This is a genomic window from Pontibacter sp. HSC-36F09 (genome assembly GCF_024171605.1).
In the GTDB taxonomy this organism is placed as follows: Bacteria; Bacteroidota; Bacteroidia; order Cytophagales; family Hymenobacteraceae; genus Pontibacter.
Map to the genome: position 1 here is coordinate 817,286 of NZ_JALKAA010000001.1, position 21,531 is coordinate 838,816.

At 51.6% G+C, this 21,531-nt stretch carries 24 protein-coding genes; 9 read left to right on the forward strand and 15 right to left on the reverse strand.

What is annotated here, in order from left to right:
- The 11 genes from L1278_RS03800 to L1278_RS03850 form a co-directional block, all read right to left on the reverse strand.
- Entirely contained in the window at positions 1–396 is a 396-nt protein-coding gene (locus L1278_RS03800; protein WP_253401129.1) for a hypothetical protein, read from the reverse strand.
- Positions 397–576: 180 nt separating this feature from the next.
- A complete protein-coding gene (gene rimO / locus L1278_RS03805; RefSeq protein ID WP_253401130.1) occupies positions 577–1,890 on the reverse strand; it encodes a 30S ribosomal protein S12 methylthiotransferase RimO in 1,314 nt (437 codons plus the stop codon).
- 194 nt (positions 1,891–2,084) lie between these two features.
- Complete coding sequence (locus L1278_RS03810; RefSeq protein ID WP_253401131.1) at positions 2,085–2,501, reverse strand: hypothetical protein; 417 nt, start codon at positions 2,499–2,501, stop codon at positions 2,085–2,087.
- A 160-nt stretch (positions 2,502–2,661) separates the two neighbouring features.
- Positions 2,662–3,174 (reverse strand): carboxypeptidase regulatory-like domain-containing protein, encoded by a 513-nt coding sequence (locus L1278_RS03815; protein WP_253401132.1) that lies wholly within the window; start codon positions 3,172–3,174, stop codon positions 2,662–2,664.
- An 18-nt stretch (positions 3,175–3,192) separates the two neighbouring features.
- Entirely contained in the window at positions 3,193–4,152 is a 960-nt protein-coding gene (ftsY, locus tag L1278_RS03820) for a signal recognition particle-docking protein FtsY (RefSeq protein WP_188500588.1), read from the reverse strand.
- 109 nt (positions 4,153–4,261) lie between these two features.
- Complete coding sequence (locus tag L1278_RS03825) at positions 4,262–4,414, reverse strand: DUF4295 domain-containing protein (RefSeq protein ID WP_253401133.1); 153 nt, start codon at positions 4,412–4,414, stop codon at positions 4,262–4,264.
- Positions 4,415–4,416: 2 nt separating this feature from the next.
- Entirely contained in the window at positions 4,417–4,605 is a 189-nt protein-coding gene (rpmG, locus tag L1278_RS03830) for a 50S ribosomal protein L33 (RefSeq protein ID WP_007652246.1), read from the reverse strand.
- A 122-nt stretch (positions 4,606–4,727) separates the two neighbouring features.
- Positions 4,728–4,940: a PLDc N-terminal domain-containing protein gene (locus L1278_RS03835; protein ID WP_253401134.1), complete on the reverse strand. Its 213-nt coding sequence runs from the start codon at positions 4,938–4,940 to the stop codon at positions 4,728–4,730.
- Positions 4,941–4,992: 52 nt separating this feature from the next.
- Positions 4,993–6,612 carry an aminopeptidase P family protein gene (locus L1278_RS03840; RefSeq protein ID WP_253401135.1) on the reverse strand — a complete coding sequence of 540 codons (1,620 nt, stop codon included), beginning with the start codon at positions 6,610–6,612 and terminating at the stop codon, positions 4,993–4,995.
- On the reverse strand, positions 6,612–6,851 hold the full coding sequence (rpmB, locus tag L1278_RS03845; protein WP_007652245.1) for a 50S ribosomal protein L28: 240 nt from the start codon (positions 6,849–6,851) through the stop codon (positions 6,612–6,614). Before rpmB ends, L1278_RS03840 begins: the two co-directional genes overlap by 1 nt.
- Positions 6,852–6,984: 133 nt before the next feature.
- Positions 6,985–7,158, reverse strand: coding sequence for a DUF5522 domain-containing protein (locus L1278_RS03850; RefSeq protein ID WP_253401136.1), 174 nt, complete (start codon positions 7,156–7,158; stop codon positions 6,985–6,987).
- A 145-nt stretch (positions 7,159–7,303) separates the two neighbouring features.
- Between L1278_RS03850 and L1278_RS03855 the strand changes: the two genes are divergently transcribed.
- From L1278_RS03855 to L1278_RS03890, 9 genes are all read left to right on the forward strand, one after another.
- A complete protein-coding gene (locus L1278_RS03855; protein ID WP_220626300.1) occupies positions 7,304–7,618 on the forward strand; it encodes a hypothetical protein in 315 nt (104 codons plus the stop codon).
- 151 nt (positions 7,619–7,769) lie between these two features.
- Positions 7,770–9,011: an ornithine--oxo-acid transaminase gene (rocD, locus tag L1278_RS03860; RefSeq protein ID WP_253401137.1), complete on the forward strand. Its 1,242-nt coding sequence runs from the start codon at positions 7,770–7,772 to the stop codon at positions 9,009–9,011.
- Positions 9,012–9,162: 151 nt separating this feature from the next.
- The gene (locus L1278_RS03865) at positions 9,163–9,543 is read left to right on the forward strand and encodes a hypothetical protein (RefSeq protein WP_253401138.1); all 381 of its coding nucleotides are present in this window, start codon (positions 9,163–9,165) and stop codon (positions 9,541–9,543) included.
- An 81-nt stretch (positions 9,544–9,624) separates the two neighbouring features.
- Positions 9,625–9,882, forward strand: coding sequence for a DUF2007 domain-containing protein (locus tag L1278_RS03870; RefSeq protein WP_253401139.1), 258 nt, complete (start codon positions 9,625–9,627; stop codon positions 9,880–9,882).
- 132 nt (positions 9,883–10,014) lie between these two features.
- Entirely contained in the window at positions 10,015–10,140 is a 126-nt protein-coding gene (locus tag L1278_RS19495) for a hypothetical protein (RefSeq protein WP_256488427.1), read from the forward strand.
- Between the two features lie 46 nt (positions 10,141–10,186).
- Entirely contained in the window at positions 10,187–10,357 is a 171-nt protein-coding gene (locus L1278_RS03875) for a hypothetical protein (protein WP_253401140.1), read from the forward strand.
- Between the two features lie 116 nt (positions 10,358–10,473).
- Positions 10,474–11,448 (forward strand): porphobilinogen synthase, encoded by a 975-nt coding sequence (gene hemB, locus L1278_RS03880; RefSeq protein WP_256488428.1) that lies wholly within the window; start codon positions 10,474–10,476, stop codon positions 11,446–11,448.
- Between the two features lie 199 nt (positions 11,449–11,647).
- Complete coding sequence (locus tag L1278_RS03885) at positions 11,648–15,409, forward strand: S8 family serine peptidase (RefSeq protein ID WP_253401141.1); 3,762 nt, start codon at positions 11,648–11,650, stop codon at positions 15,407–15,409.
- 192 nt (positions 15,410–15,601) lie between these two features.
- Positions 15,602–16,219 carry a hypothetical protein gene (locus L1278_RS03890; protein ID WP_253401142.1) on the forward strand — a complete coding sequence of 206 codons (618 nt, stop codon included), beginning with the start codon at positions 15,602–15,604 and terminating at the stop codon, positions 16,217–16,219.
- 299 nt (positions 16,220–16,518) lie between these two features.
- Here the strand turns inward: L1278_RS03890 and L1278_RS03895 are convergent, their stop codons facing one another.
- From L1278_RS03895 to L1278_RS03910, 4 genes are all read right to left on the reverse strand, one after another.
- Complete coding sequence (locus L1278_RS03895; RefSeq protein ID WP_253401950.1) at positions 16,519–19,005, reverse strand: DUF5916 domain-containing protein; 2,487 nt, start codon at positions 19,003–19,005, stop codon at positions 16,519–16,521.
- A gap of 254 nt (positions 19,006–19,259) precedes the next feature.
- A complete protein-coding gene (locus L1278_RS03900) occupies positions 19,260–19,640 on the reverse strand; it encodes a co-chaperone GroES family protein (RefSeq protein ID WP_253401143.1) in 381 nt (126 codons plus the stop codon).
- A 17-nt stretch (positions 19,641–19,657) separates the two neighbouring features.
- Positions 19,658–20,185, reverse strand: a complete 528-nt coding sequence (locus L1278_RS03905; protein WP_253401144.1) for a hypothetical protein — start codon at positions 20,183–20,185, stop codon at positions 19,658–19,660.
- A 144-nt stretch (positions 20,186–20,329) separates the two neighbouring features.
- On the reverse strand, positions 20,330–21,529 hold the full coding sequence (locus L1278_RS03910; RefSeq protein ID WP_253401145.1) for a homogentisate 1,2-dioxygenase: 1,200 nt from the start codon (positions 21,527–21,529) through the stop codon (positions 20,330–20,332).
- Positions 21,530–21,531 lie beyond the last annotated feature (2 nt).

The window sequence follows — 21,531 nt, forward strand, 5'->3', positions numbered from 1 at the left end:
CTAGAGCGAATTGAGCCAGTTTTCAGCATTTTCAGCCGTTTCGAAGCCCTTGGCAATGCCATCCCGCACCATGCTCATGGCCTTGTCAGTGGAGAGCCGGCTGAAGTAATCGCGTGAATAAACGGCGGCGTGGTACTGCAGGCCTGCCTGCTCTGCCCGAGGGTGCCAATCATAAGCCAGCCAGTCAGTCAGTTCTACCCAGAGGCCCTGCACGTCGTAGTGGTTGTCGAGCAGCTTATGGCAGCGCTCTTTCTGCAGGAAAAACAGGATCTGTTCGTAGCCCTGTTTAATTACCTCGCTGGTAAAGGTGCCATGCCAGGTGGCGGCAATGTAATCTTCCACAGCGTTGTACTCGAGGGTGAGCGAGTCGATAGTGAGTAATTTAATGTGTCGCATTTGGGAGAGACAGACTAGCTGATAAAAGCCTGCTTTTTGAATGTATAGGGGTTCGAAGAACCATAATACGCAATTATGCCCTAAAATCAAAAAGGGAATTCCTCGTTTGCCGAAGCATCCAAGAAATTCCTCTTTTAATTAATGTCTATACGTGAGTTAAGCGCTTAAATTTGAGCAAAATTAAATTATGACTTCGCCATACAGGTCAAAGTCCGAGGAGTCGGTGATTTTCACGTTGGCAAAGTCGCCAATGCGCACATACTGGTTGTCGGCTGGCACCAGCACTTCGTTGTCTACCTCCGGCGAGTCGTATTGGGTACGGCCCACGAAGTAACCGCTCTCTTTACGGTCGAAAAGCACTTTGTAGGTCTTGCCTATTTTCTCTTCGTTCAGCTCTACCGATATACCTTGTTGCAATTCCATAATAGCGTCGGCACGCTCCTGCTTCACCTCGTCCGGCACATTGTCCTCTAAGGTATGGGAATGGGTGTTTTCTTCATGCGAGTAGGTAAAAATGCCCAGACGCTCAAAACGGGTTTCTTCCACCCAATCGTAAAGTTCCTGGAAATCCTGGTCGGTTTCGCCCGGGTGACCGGCGATAAGCGTTGTGCGTAAAGCGATATCCGGCACGCGCTGACGGATCTGGTCCACCAGCTCGATGGTGCGGCGCTTACTGATGCCACGGCGCATGGTCTTGAGCATGTTGTCGGAAATGTGCTGCAAAGGCATATCCAGGTACTTGCAGATATTCTCGCGCTCGTTCATCACGTCAAACACCTCCATCGGGAACTGCGACGGATAAGCGTACTGCATTCTGATCCAGTCTATACCTTCCACATCCGACAGATTGCGTAGCAAATCAGCCAGCTTGCGCTCGCCATAGTGCTGCAATCCGTAGTAAGTCAGGTCCTGGGCAATCAGGATAAGTTCTTTGGTACCCATGCTGGCCAATCGTTTCGCCTCCTTCACCAAGTCCTCAATCGGACGGTCCACGTGTTTGCCACGCATCAAAGGTATAGCACAGAAAGAGCAGGGACGGTTACAGCCTTCAGCTATCTTAAAATAGGCGAAGTGCGAAGGCGTCGTAATCAATCGTTCACCAATCAACTCGTGCTTGTAGTCGGCCTCCAGCTTTTTGAGGAGCTGCGGCATTTCGAGCGTTCCGAAGTAGGCGTCTACCTGCGGAATCTCTGCTTCCAGCGAGTCTTTGTAGCGCTGCGACAAACAGCCGGTTACGTATAGCTTGTCAATCTGGCCTGCTTCCTTAGCATCGGCGTAGCGCAGAATGGTGTCGATAGACTCCTGCTTAGCATTGTCGATAAAGCCGCAGGTGTTCACGATGATAATATTCGAATCGTCGTTTGCAGACTCGTGTGCCACGTCAATCTCGTTGGCACGCAGCTGCCCCATCAGCACTTCCGAATCCACCAGGTTCTTAGAGCAACCCAGCGTGATCACGTTTACCTTGTCTTTCTTTAAACTTCTTACTTTCACTTATTTCTGTATTAGCGCGATAATTCCCGATCATTAAGAACCATTGCGGATGTGCATTAGTTCGATCGGGCAAATGAACTGCAAAAGTACAACATGTTTGGGTAATAACAGAACAGGCTCAGTTCTTTCCGTGCTATACCTATCTATGAGTCACCCTCAGCAGGCTTTGGCTATACCTGATACCTCACCCGACTTCACTCTGCAGCTTCCGCCGTCTGGATAAACCATTTCCTGGCAGCAGTTTCGTCTTCCGCCACTTCGACTGCAATTGGCAGGTGGTGGCTGACTATCAACAGCTTGATCACCTGGTACAGGTTGGAGTCCCAAAGGTAATCGGGTGACTCCAGGAGGGCGATGCGCTGCAGGGGAGTGTCGGGAATGTTGTGGATGAAGTGGGTGATGATGTCTTCGGTGAGTACGCCTCCTGACGGACTACCAGAGGCTACGATCAGGTTGGCTACCTGCTTCTCCCGAATGGTGGCAAACAGCGCGACGATGCTTTCATAGAACTGTTCAGACTCCACACTCAGGTCATCTGACCACTTTACACTTAATGTATTGGAGGCAGCTTCGTACACCAATTCCATCATCCTGTTTTCGCTTCCAGCCATAAGGGCACCTTCGGTTAAGAGTAGATCTTTGTAAGTGAGGTTTTCTATAGCTTTATAAGAGGTAGCGCTGCCAATTGTTTAGTTTCTGCATAACAATGGCTTTCTGGAGGATGATTTTGTAGCAAATGTACTGCGAAACGGCCAACGACCGCGGAACAGGCTAATAAAATGCGTTGTAATTCACCAGAAACTCCACCGTAGTCACTTCGCCCTCTCTTACCTCCACCGGAGAAATATTCATTTCCCCATCGAGGAGGTTGGCGTATAGTCCTTGTTCTTCTTTGGTGAAGAGGCTATACCTGCCGGGCTTCAGTTGGACCGCAAAGTTGCCGTTAGCGTCTGTTTTTACCTGCGTGATGCGTTTAGTTTGGATGGCGGTGTGGAAAACACCGTCCTGGGAGGTGGTTTGCGAACTGTTGGTCAGCTCGTAGATGTACACGGTGCGCTCTATGCCGCGAGGTTGGCTGGGCGGGGCGTCCGGGGAAGGCATTTGGTTGCCGGCTTCCCAGAGAATCTGTCCCCGTATACCTTGTTTGATCTGCATCTGCTGGCCTGTTTGCGCTTTCAGTTCCTGCTGCGATTCCTGTGCCTCGCTTTCCTGCCCGGACGTACCTTGGGTACCGTTACAAACGGTCAGCAAAAGCGATAGCCCTATCAGCAGCAATTTCCCCATACAGGTAACAGCAAAAATCTATTTGCGGGAGAAGAACGATTCTACGAACTGGTTCTTATCGAACAACTGCAGGTCTTCGATCTTCTCACCTACCCCGATGTATTTCACCGGAATCTTAAACTCGTCCGATATCCCGATCACCACACCGCCTTTGGCCGTGCCGTCCAGCTTGGTGATGGCCAGCGCCGTCACGTCGGTGGCTTTGGTGAACTCACGTGCTTGAAGTAGGGCATTTTGGCCTGTGCTACCGTCGAGCACCAGCAGCACCTCGTGTGGGGTATCTACTGTGATCTTTTGCATCACGCGCTTGATCTTCGAAAGCTCGTTCATCAGGCCCACTTTGTTGTGCAGTCGGCCGGCCGTGTCGATGATCACCACATCGGCTCCTATCTCCACCCCTTTCTTGACGGCATCATAGGCCACAGAGGCCGGGTCGGTGTTCATGCCATGCGATATCACCGGTACGCCCACACGCTCGCCCCAGATGATCAGCTGGTCCACGGCCGCAGCACGGAAGGTATCGGCAGCGCCGAGCACGACTTTCTTGCCGGCTTTGTGAAACTGCGAGGCCAGCTTGCCGATGGTGGTGGTCTTGCCCACGCCGTTCACACCTACCACCATGATCACGTAGGGCTTGATGCCTACCGGCAGGTCGAAGTTGGCGCCGTCGCCGGCACGGTTCTCCTCGAGCAGGGCGGCAATCTCCTCACGCAGAATTCTATCGAGTTCGCTTGTGCTCACGTATTTGTCGCGGGCTACGCGTTTCTCGATGCGGTCGATGATCTTCACCGTTGTCTCTACTCCTACGTCCGCATGCACCAGAATCTCCTCCAGTTCGTCGAGCACCTCCACGTCTACCGTAGATTTGCCAACGACTGCTTTGCTCAACTGCCCGAAAAAGCTGGTTTTGGTTTTCTCAAGGCCCTTATCGAGCGATTCTTTCTTCTGCTCTTTGCTGAAAAAGTCAAAAATTCCCATCTGCGTGTTTTGTAGGGTGAAGACTATCTCGGTGTGATACGGTAATATACTAAAAAAGTCCCGGTAAAGGGACTTCTTCATGTATTCTATCTATGTAGAGTAGGCTTAATTACTTCTTAATGAATTCCTGTACTTTGTCAACAGGCACCATCTCTTCTTTAAAGCTGTAAGCACCAGTTTTTGGAGACTTAACGGCTTTGATCACTTTCGCCCAATCTTTACCTGTAGCGGTTTTTAGGGTTGCAACTACCTTCTTAGCCATGGTTATTTAATTTCTTTATGTACAGTTACTTTTTTCAACACAGGGTTATACTTCTTAAGCTCTAAACGCTCAGCCGTATTTTTTCTGTTTTTGGTAGTGATGTACCTTGAAGTTCCAGGCATGCCAGTCGCTTTATGCTCTGTGCACTCCATAATTACCTGGATTCTATTACCTTTTGCTTTTTTAGCCATCTCAACAGTAAATTTTTATTTAGGACTGCAAATATACAAGCTTAAATCTCTAATTACAAACAAAGTATCAATTTTTCTGTAGAAGCTTTTTCAAGTCTCCTGAAGCTCTGTTTTATACCTGCTTAGGCGTCTTGCTCTTTCATGAATCTGTGGGAGAATACGGCGTAAATCACCATACCCACGATGGGTATAAGCATCACAGCCGCCAGAAACAGTGTTCTGCTCCACTCATCCCGAAAGTCTTTCCGGTAGATGTCCCACACGATGTACATCTGCAAAATGAGCGCAGCACCAACGATACCGTAAAGTGCTATTTCGTGAAAGCCTGCAGCCATCTTTTTTATACCCGATTAGGGAGGTAATATACCTAAAAATGAACGGCCACAGCTACTTTTCTAAAGCAGGCAGCGTAAAACCATCCAATGCGCTCGGCTGGGCCATTGTCTTCTCAATTTCGGCTACCGTGCGTGGCGCCAGCTTCGAGAGGTTTTCCCAACCCTTTTCGGTGATGAGAATATCGTCTTCGATGCGCACGCCAATGCCCCACCATTTCTTATCGCAGGGGCTGCCTTCGGGTATGTAAATGCCTGGCTCCACGGTGATAACCGTGTTTACCTGGAAAGGTCCAAAGGTGCCACGGTCGTGCACGTCGAGGCCCAGGTAGTGCGACGTGCCGTGCGGAAAATAGCGCTGCACGTCTTCTCTTTTCTTGACAACACCCAGCTTCACCAGCCCGTCGGCAATCACAGCTTCGGCAGCCTGGTGGGGTGCGTTAAAAGCGTTTCCCACTTTGCACTGCTGGAAACCTGCTTCCTGCGCCTTCAGCACCAGTTCATAGATGGCGCGCTGCTCTTTTGTGAACTTGCCGTTGGCAGGTATAGAGCGTGTCACGTCGGCGGTATAGCCCAGGCACTCGGCTCCCACATCCATCAACACCAGTTCGTTGCCAGGTATAGCCGGCTTGGTGCTGGAGGTATAGTGCAGCACACAGCCGTTGTTGCCGGCGCCCACTATGCTCGGGTAGCCTACATGTTTCGCCCCATATTTCTTGAACACGAACTCGTGAATACCCTGCACTTCCATTTCGGACATGCCCGGCTTCATGGCTTTCATCACCTCTATCTGCCCGATAGCCGACATACTTGCCGCCTTGCGAAGGAGATTGATTTCCGCCTCGGTTTTTACCTCCCGCATGCCGTCCAGCATTTGGTCAAGGGTGAAAGCGTCGAGTTTCTGATTAGGTATAGCGGCCACGGCTTTGGTTCGGGAGCGCATATCTTTAGCTTGCAGGTAACCCTGTAGCGACTTGTCATGCTTCAGATCCGGCTCTCGTTGCATGGCCTCCTGAATGTAGGCGGCTACTCCTTCTGCCTGCCCCAGCCCGTGTTCGCGCACAATGCTGTAGAGCATGCTGCGGGTCGCGCTGAAGTTGGTCGGGTACTTTACTTTCGTTTTGAACTGACCGAGCAGGCTAAACAAGTCCGCTTCGTCAGCTGCATCGTCGCGCACGTCATGCGGCAATTCCTTGATCAGGATGTGCTGCAGGTTGGTCGTGTCGAGTTTAAAGCCGGCAAAGTCGGTGTTCGCAAGTGTGGCTATACCTAGTTCCTTTTCTGCTCCTTCTACGCCTAGCCTGCTACCGTTCCACAACTCCTGCATCTGGTCGTTGGGCTGCACGAACAGTAATTCCTGCACCTGCTTGCCATTCACGTGCTGCGAACTCTGGAAAAGCAGCAGCACCGCACTCGGCTCGGTATAGCCGGTCAGGTAGTAGAAGTCAGGGTCGGGATGGTAGTAGTAGTCCACGTCGTTGGCGCGGTTGCGCACGGGACTGGCAAAAAGAACGGCAACGGAGCGAGGGGGCAGCTGTTGCCGCAGGACCTCTCTCCGTTGCCGATGAAACTCTTTATCTAAAGTATCAGATGTCTTTCCTGAGCCTGCGTGCGGTTGCGCTACTGCCGTAAAGGACAGCCAGCATAACAGTACGCACAGCCGGAAGGCTGCCATTAGTACATAATGAAGCCTTGCTCTACTGCTTTCTTCAGAACGGCAGAAATACCGTTTTTGTTGATTGTTCTCAATGCTGAAGTAGAAACTTTAAGGGTTACCCAAGCATCTTCCTCAGGGATGTAGAAACGCTTCTTCTGAAGGTTCGGATAGAACTTACGCTTTGTCTTATTGTTAGCGTGAGAAACGTTATTTCCTACTTGTACTCTCTTTCCGGTTAAATCGCAAACTCGTGCCATCTTGTATTTTCTTCTAAATTATTTCAATAGGGGTGCAAATATCTATAAAAAGAAACACAATGTCAAAGGCATAGCAGATGATTTTAGCAAAACATGCTCTAAAACAGCTACAAAGGCCTTTAAATTGCATCGCCTATACCTTGTCCGAACCTTTCTCTCCGGCTTCTTTCTTCTTTTTAGTGAAGCCATAAGGGCAGTTGCGGCAGGCGTTGCAGCAACAGTAGCCACGCTTGAGCAGGTACTTGGCCGTCAGCACCATCAGTCCCCGCTCAAAGTAAAAATCCTCTCCTTCTTTCAGATCGCTCACGGCTATACTTCTTTTTGAACGCCAAATATCGGCAAAATCAGGACGCTCACCAAATAACTGTGCTTCTCTCTATACCTTCCTCACAATACCCGTTAACCAAGATATTGTTCCTTGCCGCGCATTCAATACCTAAACCATATAAACTATGTCCCATTTCAACAATTTGAGTGAGGCCGTATCCGTCATGCGCTCCCGCGGCTTCGTGAATACCTTCAGCATACAGCACCGGCAGGTATACTGCTCTGAACTGAGCAAGTCCATCTCCCCTGCCCAACTTACCTTGATCGAGCGGCATGTCGTGCCTTCGCCTTCTGCGCAGAATGGCGAAGAGGAGGTATACGGCTTCCGCACCGATGACAACCAGTTCGGCATCATGACCAACATTTACGCTGAGTATGATCCCGAGGGCTTCTACACTGTGTTCAGACAATGCCTGAAAGGGCAAACAAGGCGCGCGTAGGCCTAGTTTCCGGGCAAAGGTATAATTCAGGCTGTTTATCGCTATATTTACAACAAATCATCAGAAACCCTGTAGATATAGGTTCGGAGTTGCAGCCTGTGGCGCAGCCCTGTCCCGAGTTTCAGAAAACAGCTTTTTTAACACATCAACTATGAGCACGCTATCCATTACTTCCAGCCAACAGGCCATCGAAACCGAAGAAAAATACGGCGCCCACAACTACCATCCACTGCCGGTGGTACTCAATAAAGGCGAAGGCGTATACCTGTGGGACGTGGAAGGCAAACGCTATTATGATTTCCTGTCGGCCTACAGCGCCGTGAACCAGGGACACTGCCACCCGCACATCATCAACGCCCTGATCGAACAGGCAAAACAGCTCACACTTACTTCCCGCGCCTTTTACAACGACAAGTTAGGTATAGCCGAGAAGTACATCTGCGAGCTGTTTGGCTACGACAAGGCGCTTTACATGAACTCGGGTGCCGAGGCCGTAGAGACCGCTATCAAACTGGCCCGCAAGTGGGGTTATCTGAAAAAGGGCATCGCCTCGCATAACGCCGAGATCATTGTGGTAGAGCGCAACTTCCATGGCCGCACTACGGGCATCATCTCTTTCTCTACCGACCCGGACTCTACCAAAGGCTTTGGTCCGTACATGCCGGGCTTTAAAGTAATTCCTTACAATGATCTGGAAGCACTGGAAACAGCCCTGAAAGAAAACCCGAATGTGTGCGGTTTCCTGGTGGAGCCGATTCAGGGCGAAGCGGGTGTGGTAGTGCCGCAGGACGGCTACTTATCCAAGGCGCATGCGCTTTGCAAAGAGTATAATGTGCTACTGATGGCCGATGAGATTCAGACAGGTATAGCCCGCACGGGTAAGCTACTGGCTACGTACTACGACGACGTGAAAGCCGACATTCTGATACTGGGCAAAGCACTTTCGGGTGGTGTGCTGCCGGTGTCTTGTGTTCTGGCCGACGACGATATTATGCTGTGCATCCAGCCGGGTGAACACGGTTCTACTTTTGGTGGCAACCCGATGGCTGCCGCTGTGGCTATTGCTGCTTTGGAGGTGATAAAAGATGAGAACCTGGTAGAGAATGCTTATAAAATGGGGGAGATCTTCCGGGACCGCATGAACCAACTGATGGTAAAACGCCCCGAAGTGGTAACACTGGTACGTGGCCGCGGATTGCTCAATGCTATTGTGATTCAGCCGGCAGCTGACGGCCACACTGCCTGGGATGTGTGCGTAGAACTGAAGGAGAATGGCCTGTTGGCCAAACCAACGCACGGCGACATCATCCGCTTCGCACCACCGCTGGTGATGACGGAAGAGCAACTGCATGAGTGCTGCGATATCATCGAAAAGGTCATCATGAAATTCTAAGTCAGGTATACCTGAAACACATGAAAGGCGAGGCTGTAGCGGCTTCGCCTTTTTGTTTTTTAAGTGAAAACAAAAAAATCACTAGCTTTAAGAAACAATAGTTTTTGATTACAAGAAGCATAAACTGTAAGCCTTGATTAACTAAGAAGTAATGAAAAAGTATCTGCTTATTTCAGCTTTGTTCTTATTTTCCTGTTCATCTGCAAACGTAATGACACCAGAAAGCAACGTTTCTGCAGACGAAAAACTTCAATGGAGGAAGGACTATGCTTTTTGTGCTTGCTTGCACCACGCCTTGGGAGAAGAAATAGCTGGCGAGATTAAAGAAATTGACTTTTCAAGAGGAATGCTACACGACATAGCAGACCTTGGAGGTGTTTCTAGTTCGCTAGATAGCATGGCGCTGGAGGCCGCTAGCAAGATAACAGTGAGCCGTATAAAAGATTTTGGAGACTCGCGGCCTATCGTTTTTGAATGTCTACAATTTCATCGCTCGAAAGAGCTGGATATGTACTTGAAATCTATAAAGTAAGAATAATTTCTACAGCAATGGTGAAAGCATGATAACATCTGAATATGTGACTTCGACTTGCTTCTATTTTAAATTGAAAACATGACCAAATCAGATCAAACCAAACCCATTGTCATTTTCTCCGGCGACTTCCACCGGGCGGCCGTCATCAAAAACATGCTTGAGAACCATAGCATTTACGTGTTCATGCAAAACGAGCATATGGGCAGCATCGCGCCCTGGCAGGTGAGTTCAGGCGGCTTTAATCCGGTGAAACTGATTATTTCAGAGCAGGATGAAGAGGAGGCCAAAAGACTCCTGGAAGGTTTTAATGACGCCGCTTTTGACAACGAAGACTAGCATATCTGACTTATGAAAAAATCAGTTAGAATAGGCACTATCATAATAGCACTTCTTATAGTGTTCATAGCAGGAGAACAGGTCGGAAGCAGCCTTGGCGAGCTTATTTTTAACTTAACACGCTAATCCGTTATGAAGAAAGGAGACCTATACCTGACACCGATAATCATTAAAGCAATCTTACTTGCCGCTTCGGCTTTTGCTATTTACAGTTTCGGCAAAAGCATGGGTGAGGCGATTTATTATATTACAGTTTAATACAGTTCGACTTCTTTCAACGATTCCCAGCGGCAAAATTCCATCAATGAAATCCAACACCCATTCCCTCTCTCTTCGCTTAAGAAAATGGATCATCGCCTTTGCTTTTGCCGGCTTTTTGGTCGGGCTTGGCATCGGCGCTTATGTGGCGCACAAGCAGCATACAAAATCTGACAACACCGCACCGGAAGCTATTTCTGAAACTCAGCAGGAGTAGACGAGATTCCAGGTATAGCGCCTGCCAAAATATAAGGTATAACTTCGCTTTGCCCCGCATAAGCCGTACCTTTGCGGTATACTTATGTTGAAACATTTTAGAGCAAACGCTATATTATGATCACGAAAAGACCAAGAAGAAACCGCTATAATGAAGTCATCCGCAGCATGGTGCAGGAAACTGCGCTCGAACTGAACGACTTCATTTTCCCACTTTTTATCATCGAGGGCCAAAACCAGAAGGTGGAAGTAGGCTCCATGCCAGGCATCAACCGCTACTCTGTAGACACCCTGCTCGACGAGGTAGCCTCCTGCGTGGACCTGGGCATCAAAGCCTTCGCCCCTTTCCCGAGTATCCCCGAAAACCTGAAAGACAAATATGCCAGAGAGAGCGCGAACCCGGACGGCTTGTTCCCAAGAGCTATCCGCGAGATCAAAAAGAACTTCCCGGATGTGGTGCTGATGACGGACGTCGCCATGGACCCTTACAGCTCCGACGGACACGACGGTATTGTGATAAACGGTGAAATTGTGAACGACGAAACACTGGAAGTTTTGGGCAACATGGCGCTCACACAAGCGCAGGCCGGAGCCGACATTGTGGGTCCTTCGGATATGATGGACGGGCGCGTTGGGCACATCCGCCGCGTACTCGACGAGAACGGTTTCCACAAAGTGGGCATCATGAGCTATACCGCCAAGTACGCGAGCGCTTTCTACGGTCCGTTCCGCGATGCCCTCGATTCTGCCCCGAAAATGGGCGACAAAAAAACCTACCAGATGAACCCCGCCAACAGCCGCGAAGCCCTGATCGAAGCTGCCCTGGATACCGAAGAAGGAGCTGATTACCTGATGGTGAAACCTGCTTTGGCATACCTGGACATCATCAAGCTGCTCCGCGACAACTCCCACCTGCCCATCGCTGCCTACAACGTGAGCGGGGAGTACGCCATGGTGAAAGCTGCGGACCTCAAAGGTTGGATCGACGGTGAAAAGGCCATGCTGGAGAGTCTGCTGAGCATCAAGCGTGCCGGCGCTGACATCATCCTGTCCTATTTTGCCAAGGACTTTGCAAACTACTTCCGAAAATAACCGGATAAGCCTTCTGAAATTGAGAGCGCCCTGTACTAAAAGTGCAGGGCGCTTTTTTTTGTAAATGGCTTGATTAACATCAGGTATAGATAACTTCAAAGTCAATGTTTAGCCAATTATCTGATTCATTCTGAACCAGTTTGGGGTTCGGGCACTTTTAGTTATATTGGTGGTTCTAAACTTCTACCTAAACTACTTTATGAGAGGATTGAGCCTTTGGCTGATGGCTGCGGCACTTGCAACAACTACTGTTAGCTTCGCGCAGCAGGTTGGTACGTTGCCTGTGCGCGCAAATGTGAAGGAACTGGGCCGCATTGCGGCAGCTGAAGACAAGAATTACCGGGTAAAACGTGCCGAGGCCATTGCGCTTGCCAGGCAAAACGGCTGGGAAATAGAAAAGACTTACCCAGACGGCACCTACATCTCGCTGCAGCACCTCGACAAGCTGGGTATGCCGGTTTACTACATCACCTACAACAGTTCCGCCGCCAGCACCACCCGCACCGACCAGCTTTGGGAAGGCGGCAAACTAGGCCTCAACCTCAGCGGGGCAGGCAACAGCGTAACCGACAAATTGGGCATCTGGGATGGTGGTATGGTACGTGAATCGCATGTAGAGTTGCGCGGCCGGGTAGAGCAGAAAGACAAAGTCACTAAGCTAAATGAGCATGCTACCCACGTGGCAGGCACCCTCATTGCCAGCGGCCTGAGCGCTAAGGCAAAAGGGATGGCCTATGGCGTGCAGAAACTCTATGCCTATGACTTTAATAACAACACCTCCGAGATGGCCGCAGCTGCACAAGCCAATATGCTGGTCTCAAACCACTCGTATGGCACCATAGCCGGCTGGCGCTATAACAGCGAGCGCAAGGGTACCGATGAAGACCCGTACTGGGAGTGGTGGGGCTCCACACAGGTAAGCGAAACTGAAGATTACAAGTTTGGTTTCTACGACGAAACCTCCGTTAGCTGGGACCGCATTGCCTACAACGCCCCTCATTTTCTGATTGTGAAGTCGGGTGGGAACAACCGCCAGGAACCGGGGCCTGAAGTGGGCAAGCCCTACATGCAGCGCAACTCCAACGGTAACTTTACGCTGGTGGCAAAGCGCCCGGATAACATCAGCAGCAACGACAGCTATGATGGCATTGCCACTTATGGCTCCGCCAAAAACATACTGACAGTAGGCGCGGTGAGCAACATACCGGGCGGCTATAACCAACCTTCTGATGTAAAGGTCTCCGGTTTCAGCAGCTTTGGCCCTACCGATGATGGCCGCATCAAACCCGACCTGGTAGGCGGTGGAGAAAACATACTTTCCACGACAAGTGTCAGTGACAAATCCTATAAAGCATTGAGCGGCACCTCCATGGCTTCTCCCAACATATCGGGTTCGCTGATACTCCTGCAGGAGCACTATGCCAATCTGAACAAGGGGCAATTTATGCGCGCCGCCACACTAAAGGGTCTGGCCATCCACACCGCTGACGAGGCCGGCGATGCCCCAGGTCCGGACTACATGCATGGCTGGGGACTCTTGAACGCCAGTCGCGCTGCTACCATGATCAGCAACACACAGGGTACGCACCTCATACAGGAGCGCCAGATGGCGCAAGGCAAAACCTATACTTTCGAGGTAGTAGCATCCGGTGCGGGCCCGCTGGTGGCCACCATTTCCTGGACCGATCCGGAAGGGGCTGTCCACCCGACGGCAAGCGCACTGAACAACCGCAGCCCGCGCCTGATCAACGACCTGGATGTGCGCATAACGCACCGTGGTACTACGATTTTGCCCTGGGTACTGGACCCGAACAAACCAGAGCAGCCAGCAACCCGCGGCGACAACGTGGTGGACAACGTAGAGCAGGTGTTTATACCCAACCCTATACCTGGTGAGACCTATACCATTACTGTGTCGCATAAACGCACGCTACAGAAGGGCCCTCAGGATTATTCTTTATTAGTGAGTGGCGTGGGCGGCACCGCCTACTGTGCAAGTGCGCCTGCTTCAGAGGCAGGTTCCCGCATCAGCAAAATCACATTCGACGGCATTACTACTCCTTTTGATGGCTGCGCTACCTACCGCCTGCAGGACGAAATGCTGCTGACTTTTGAACCAGGCCAGACCAAAACGGTATCGTTTGAGTTGGGTACCTGTGGCGCCAACGCCAGCAAGGCAGCCAAGGTATACGTGGACTGGAACGGCAATGGCAGCTTTGAGGATGAAGGAGAAGAAGCAGCTATTTCGGGCGTGATTAGCGGTGTAGGTATGTTCAATGCCAGCATCTCTGCCCCTTCGTTCCTGCAGCCCGGCCACATCACCCGCCTACGCGTTGTGCTGGCTGAAACATCCGACCCGGCAGGTATAAGCCCCTGTGGCACCTATACCCGCGGCGAAACACAGGACTACATTGTGCAGGTGGCAAGGCCTTCTTCGGATATCGTACTGCAGCAGGTAACTCCGGTTGGGGCTTCACTCTGTGCGGGCACAACCCAACAGTTCATTGTTACACTCCGCAACAACGGACTGCGGGATCAGAAGGCTATACCTGTCACACTGGAGGTATACCTCAGCGGTTCCAAAGTAGCTACCCTGACAACGGTCTATACCAATACTTTAAAATCCTTCACTTCTGACGAGATCTTACTTACTGCTGATTTTCAGACGGAAGCGGGGGCCACTTATCAACTGATTGCCTCGGCAGGCGCTGCTGGAGATGCCGTACCTGAGAATAATGCGCTGCGCAGGAACTATGGCGTAGGCGGTAATACAGCTGCCCCACAAGCTGTGGCTACGCGCTGCGGCGATCAGCCCAGCTATACCCTGACAGGCACAGGCGACGGCACCGTGTTCTGGTACAACACGGCAAGCGGAGGTACGCCCATAGCGGCAGGCAACGCAACCAGTATTGCCAGGAGCAGTGCTAACGGCACCATCTACGCCTCGCTCAATGACTTCTCGGCTACCATTGGCCCGGCAACGAAGAAGTTTGCGACAGGTGGTGGCTATAACCAGTTCACACCAGATGTTATTGTAGAAACGCAGGCACCGATGCTGCTGGAAAGCGCCCGCCTGTACATTGGCAACTCCGGCAAGATCACCTTTACGGCCTACAACAGCAACGGCTCCCCTGTTTCAAGCCGGACAATTACTATGGAAGCTACCCGCACCACCCCTGCCCCGGGTGTACAGGAAGATGACCCGAACGATCAGGGTGCAGTGTACTATTTAGGTCTGGAGCTACCCGAGGCTGATACTTACAACATTGCCATCAGCTACGACCATAAGGATGGCGCCACCATTTACCGCAACAATGCGGGCGTAACGGGCTATCCGTTTGGCGTAAGCAATGTATTTACCATCACCGGAAACACGGCCAGTCCAGGTTCGCTAAGCTACTACTATTACTTCTACGACCTTAAAGTGCGGGCGCTCGGCTGCGCCAGCCCGAGGGTAGCAGTTCCGGTTGAGAATGGCACACCTATTCCGACGCCGTTCATCACACGCCAGGACCTGAGCCTACAATCGAGCGTGGCGGATGGCAACCAGTGGTACCTGAACAGCCAGCCTATACCTGGCGCAACCGGGCAAACCTATACCCCTACTGAAAGCGGCGACTATACCGTGCAGGCACAGTGGCAGGGCTGCGTTTCCACACGGTCGCAGAGCTATACCTTCGCCTATCAGGCAAATGGACGTACATTAAAAAAGGAACTGGTAGCCTCACCTAACCCAAGTAACGGGGTGTTTAAAGTGCAGTTTGAAACGGAACAGCAGGAGGACCTCTTCCTGAGTGTGACAGACATGCTGGGCAACCAGATCTATACCCGCAAGGTGACCGGATTCAATGGTTTCTACGAAGCTGATATTGATCTTTCGGCAAGAAGCTCCGGCATATATTTGCTCCGTGTGAAGTTCGGTGACCAGACCTATACCCAGAAACTGGTGCTGCAGCGCTAGCGGACAGCAAGCAATTCAGAAGAGCCCCGGTCGTTGCATCGGGGCTTTTTTGTGGCGCAGCATTTCCGTCTTCTTCAGGTATAGCACAAAGACATACAACCTGAGTCACCTCTTATACCTGCCACTGCTGTGTTCCCCTTATTTTGCCGGATCGCCCATATTGCCTATCTTCAGCCAAACAAAACAGGGACTATGAAGAAATTACTACTCGCCATGAGCGTGGCTTTTATGTTCGCCTCCTGCGCACAACAGCCACAGGCCAGCAATACCCCGCCACAAACCGAAGAACTTGAGGAGGTGCCTGAGGCGCAGCAATTGGCCTCGCCGGTAACGGCCACCCAACAGGCCTTCTTCACGGAGTTAAGCAAACTGTGTGGCAAGAGCTTCCGGGGCAAAGCTGTGTTTCCGGCTGATGGCAAGGATCCGTTTGCAGGGAAAGAGTTGACTATGCATGTGCGTGAATGCTCTGATGAGGTTATCCGCATTCCTTTCCATGTTGGCGAGGACAAATCCAGAACGTGGGTGTTTACTCAAATGGAAGAAGGCCTGCAACTAAAGCATGACCACCGCCACGAAGACGGCACCCCGGACGAAGTGACTATGTACGGCGGCATTGCCATGGACACAAACGATGCCAGCACCATGCGCTTCCCGGCCGATGCCTTTACCGCCCAGCTTATACCTGCCGCCTCCACAAACGAGTGGAACATTGTGCTGAGCCCGGATGGCAAAACCTTCAGCTACATTCTCAAGCGCGACAACCAGCTCCGCTTCCAGGCTGACTTCGACCTGACCCAGCCGATCAACTAGTTTATACCTGCCATACCTAAAAGAAGAATCCCGGAACTGCTGCAGCTCCGGGATTCTCCTTTTAGGTATAGCTTGTTTCGGGTATAACTGCTCGGTGTCCGGACCTATTAATTAAACCACAGGTATACCGCTAAGTAAGTTCACCGCCCTCGCTCGCGTCCCGCGAGTGTGAACTAGGGGCATAAGAAACACAAGCGAAGCATTGTTTCTTCCCTGGAAGGCATTTTATTGCTTCACATAAGCACGAAGGCCCGGAGCTACAATAGCTCCGGGCCTTCTCTGTATTGTGTGCAACAGTCCTACGATTTAGAAAACTGCTTCTTCAATACCTGATAATCGATAAAATACAGCACCTTGATGGAGAGGCTATTGGTCTGCGGTCCCGTGATGGTGCGGGTAAAGTTGTCGTGGTATCGGGGTATGATCTCTTTCTGATCGTGGAGTATCGCGTTTTTCCAGACGATACTGATTTCGCTGCCCGGCGCAAACCACCAGGAGTACACCATGTCGATGTTGAAGGTGTTGAAGTTGATGTTGTGGTTCGGTTGCTCCCCTTCCGCAAAGTAGCCGCCATGTGGGTAGATGTCAGTCAGCAACTCCCCTTTGTCGCCGAGCTTGAAGAAGCGATCATACTCAGCCTTGGACCAGTAGTGACGCGCCCGCAACGACAGCGACATCCGGTTGTTGAAGATGTAAGACCCCGTCAGCGCATTGGTCACCGTGTTCACATCCCGCAGACCGAAAATCACCCGCTCTTCCATGCCATTCCGCCCCCCCTCTGCCACATGGTGGGCAAAACCCATGTCGTCCTGGCGGATGTTGCGGCTATAGCTGTAAGTAAAGGAAAGCTTGTCGTTGACGCGGTAGCGGGGTGACACGAACAAATCGAGGCTGCGGCGCTCATGTTCATTGAAGGTACGGTAGTTGAACTCCACATCCAGGGCCAGCTTTTTGCGGTAATCCGAAGAGACCCAGCCGCCTATACTGGAGTTGGTCGGGTAGGTATAGTAGCGTCCTTCCACGCGCGGCTCAAAGAAGTCGTAGGTTACCACAGGCTCCAAGTTGAAGGAGGTGCCCATGCTCAGGAAGCTCTTGAACGTGCCGCTCACCCGCCCATAGATCAACAGGTTCTGGAAAGCGTCGGGCTTGTAGCGGCGGCTGTACGTGGCCCCCAGTTGGGTGTTCATGTTCAGTAGCTTCCAGAAAGGCTGGTAGAAGTTGTAGCGCAGGTTCAGGTCCTCGTCCACGGTGTTGCGGATGAAGTTGATGCCCATGTCGTTGGGATCATACGTGTCGGACTTCATGGAGTGGGTGAAACTGTACTGGAAGTTGCCGCTCACCTTGCCCGCACCCAAGCTGTACATGTGCCCCAGCCGCGTGTCACTGGTGTAGTATTTCTGGCTGAGTGCGGCCTTGCCGTTCAGGGCGTACTTGTTGCCCTTGGTGGCCAGCCGGAAAAGCAGGCCGGTCAGGTTGGCGTCGTAGGTGCTGCCCTGCCGCATCACGTTGGTGTTCACCAGCGTCACATAGGAGTTGTTCTTGAGCGACTGGTCGAACACAGCAATGTTGTAGTTGGTGAGCGGCTGCGTCTCTTTCCGGAACCGGTTGCCCTCGCTGTCCTCCACAGTAGCGAACTGCCGCCCCACCACCGCGTTGAAGATGCCTATACCTAAGCCTGACTGCGTGCGGCCCGATATCTTGGTGCCGTTCAGCATCTTCGTCTCACGCGGGTTCTCGATGATGGTAAGGCCCAACTCCTCCTCCTCATCTGCTTTCAGAAAATTGACAGGCCTGCCGCCAATGCGCCGCGAGTACAGGAAGTCGCCTTTGTTGAAGAGCTCAGTACCCTCCATAAAGAAAGGCCTGTTCTCGTTAAACTGCACCTCGAAAGGCGACAGGTTAAGCACCTGGTTGTCGGACTGCACCTGGCTGAAATCAGGTATAAGGGTCATGTCCAGCGTGAAGGCGTCGTTGATGCCATACTTCACGTCCATGCCGCCGCTGAAGTTGAAGTTGCCTTTGTAGGAGGTGGTGCCGTCGCCATTCTGCTGCGGGTACTTCTCGGCATAGCCCGACACGTAGGGTGTCAGCGACAGACGCAGCGGAGCCTCCACATTCTTTATACCTGTCAGCTTGCCCCACTGGTTCACGAAGCCGTCGATGGCCGGGTCCACGTGGTTCCAGAAGTAGCCCTTGCGTGTCGACTGCCGGTTGCGCATAAAGTTGAGCCCCCACAGCTGCTCCGGCTTGTTACTGAAGCGGAGCGCCGAGTAGGGTATGCGCATCTCGGCCACCCAGGTGTTGCCCTGCAGGGTGGCATTGCTTTCCCACACGGCATTCCAGCTAAAGTCCTCGCCGTTAGAAGAGTAGCGGGCATCGAGCTGTACTCCGGCCGGGGTCGTAAAGAAGGCGAAACCGTTCAGCTGGTCGTTGTAGGTATCGAAGAAAACGCCGAAAAAGTCCGTGTTGCCCAGGTCATCGCGCCTGCCCATCTCCTTGAAAATGCTGTCTTGAGACACGTCGTGCATGATGGCTCCTACATAGATGGCCGCATCGTCGTAGAGGATGCGCACCTGCGTAGGATGCACTTCTTTCGGGCCCGGATTGGGTCTGTTTTGTATGAAGTCGGTCGCTATCTCGGCGTGCTGCCATACTGCCTCGTCCAGCGAACCGTCAATTTTTACAGGCTCTGTGATGCGGAGCGCCTGCAGTTGTTTTACACTGGCTAAGACAGGAGCTTTCTCATCCTGCGCCCACACCTGCTGCTGCACCAGCACCGCAAGCACCAACAAAACTATCCGTAAAAAAACAGGCTTAGGGAAACAATGAATCATAAAGTGAAAGAGCGGTCAAGGTGAGCATTTAGACAAAAGTATTGAATAGATGCCCCCGAGTTCATAATGGTTGCTTCTGCAGGGTAACAAAAACGGCTAACATCATTTGTAACAGGGTAAACTGGTCTTTTTTATCGATGAAACCACAAAAAAAAGCGCCATACCTGGTAACCAAGCATGGCGCTTTCACAAAGCTTTTAGATGGCCTACAAGTCCTCTTCACGCACCAGCATGAGCACAGCCGACTGCGGCACGATAAAGTACTTTTCGCTGAGGTAGTTGATTTCGATGGCATCGCGCTGCAGGTAGATAGCCAGATCGCCCTCTTTTATCTGAAGCGGCAAGTAGCGCACCTGTTCCTGTTCCTCGTCGGCGAGCATCTCTTCATCAAAGCCATAGTCGGCAGGCATCGGATAACCGGGGCCAACCCTCATTACGTAGCCTTCCTGCACTTTTTCTTTTTCCTGCACGCCGGGCGGCAGGTATAGCCCGCTCTTGGTTTGCTCCCGTGAGCTTTTCGGCTTGATTAGCACACGGTCGCCAACGATGATGATCTTCTCGAGTTTATTGCTTTCTGAGATTCTCATGGATATAGTCTGCATGATTAAATGGGGTCTGCTGTCACTTTAAAACGCATAGCCGCCTTGATGGCGACGTCACGCGTGATCGGTTTGGCAATAGCAGCTCTTGTCTTTACAGTATAGGTTTCTCCTTTAATATACTTGTCGAGCTTGGCATTGGTCGATTTCAGCTCAATGGCTTTCACGCCTTTTGGCACTTCGTCCAGGTAGGCAATCTTCGTCTCCTCTCCTTTGTCGTTGCTCAGGTAGATTTCGATGCTGCGCAAAAAGTCGAAATTCTCGTCTGCTGGATCCGTAATGGTAAGCGTCAGTTTGTTCAGGCTTACGTCCTTTACCAGCTCGGCTTGGGTCTTGTTGTTCTTAAACGTCTCCGATGAGTTCGTCTTCACAGGTATAGGCGACAGCGGCGTCACCACACCTATCGGGAAAGTCGACTCGATGCGGATGGTTTCTTCCTGTTCGATGTAAAAGGTGAGCAGATCGTCTACCTTATCGCAGGATGTTCCTATAAATGTAAGCAGCACCAGTACTGCCAGCAGCATTTTCTTCATAAAAGGGTGAAATGTAAAGTATTCTCTATTAGATATTTTAAATACACCGCGGGCCTGAAAAAGTAGAGCAGCCTCGCGGGCTGCTCTACCTGTATGCCTGCACAGTGTGCAAAATTAAGTAAAATGATCGAAAGTAAAGAAATCCTAGTCAAACATGTCGGCGGCGCGGGTGGTATCCGGACCATGCTCAAGCCAGCTCATAGGGTAATTCTTGTCCATCAGGCTAACAGCCTCCTCTGTCAGGTATAGCGGTTTAAAGGTGTCGATCATCACGGCGTACTCGTGCGTTTCTTTCTTGCCGATGCTCGCCTCCACCGTGCCCGGGTGCGGACCATGCGGTATACCGCCCGGATGCACTGTAAACGAAGCCCTGTCTACGCCTTTGCGCGACATAAAATCGCCGGCCACGTAGTAGAGCACCTCGTCGGAGTCTACGTTGGAGTGGTTGTAAGGCGCAGGTATAGCCTGTGGGTGATAGTCGAATAAACGCGGCACAAACGAGCAGATCACAAAGTTGTGCGCCTCAAAGGTCTGGTGCACGGGAGGTGGCTGGTGGATGCGGCCGGTAATGGGCTCAAAATCATAAATTGACAGCGCATACGGATAGAAATAGCCATCCCAACCCACCACGTCAAACGGACTGAAATCATAGTAGTACTGATGCAGCATGCCGTCTTTCTTGATCTGCACCAAATGCTCCCCGCCTTCTGTATACTCGATCAGCTCGTGCGGGGCACGGATGTCGCGCTCGCAGAAAGGCGAATGCTCCAGCAACTGGCCGAAGTGGTTGCGGTAGCGGCGCGGTGTTTCTATCGGGCTGAATGACTCTGTGATTAGTAGGCGTACCGGTCCGTCGTTGAAGTGAAACTGGTGAATGATCGTGCGCGGAATTACAATATAATCGCCCTCCCGGAACTCCAGCTTACCCATCTGCGACAGCAACACCCCGCTTCCTTCGTGCACGAACACCACTTCGTCGGCCTGGCCGTTTTTGTAGTAGTAGTCCATTTTCAGCTCCGACGGATTGCAAATGCTGAGGGCCACATCGTTGTTAAGCATCATGGTCTTGCGGGCATTCAGGTAGTCGGTACCGGTAATGGTCTGGTCGAGTGTTTTGAGATGATGCGGGGCCAGTTTTATACCTTCGGCAATTTTGGGCGCGTAAGGTATAGGCTCCCCGATGCGGGTGATGCGCGTCGGCGGATTCTTGTGGTATAGCAACGATGACAGGCCGCTGAAGCCCAGCGTGCCCACGAGCTGCTCGGCGTACAGACTGCCGTCCTCCTGCCTAAACTGCGTGTGTCGCTTCTGCGGAAAAGTGCCCAATTTGTGATAGTAAGCCATTC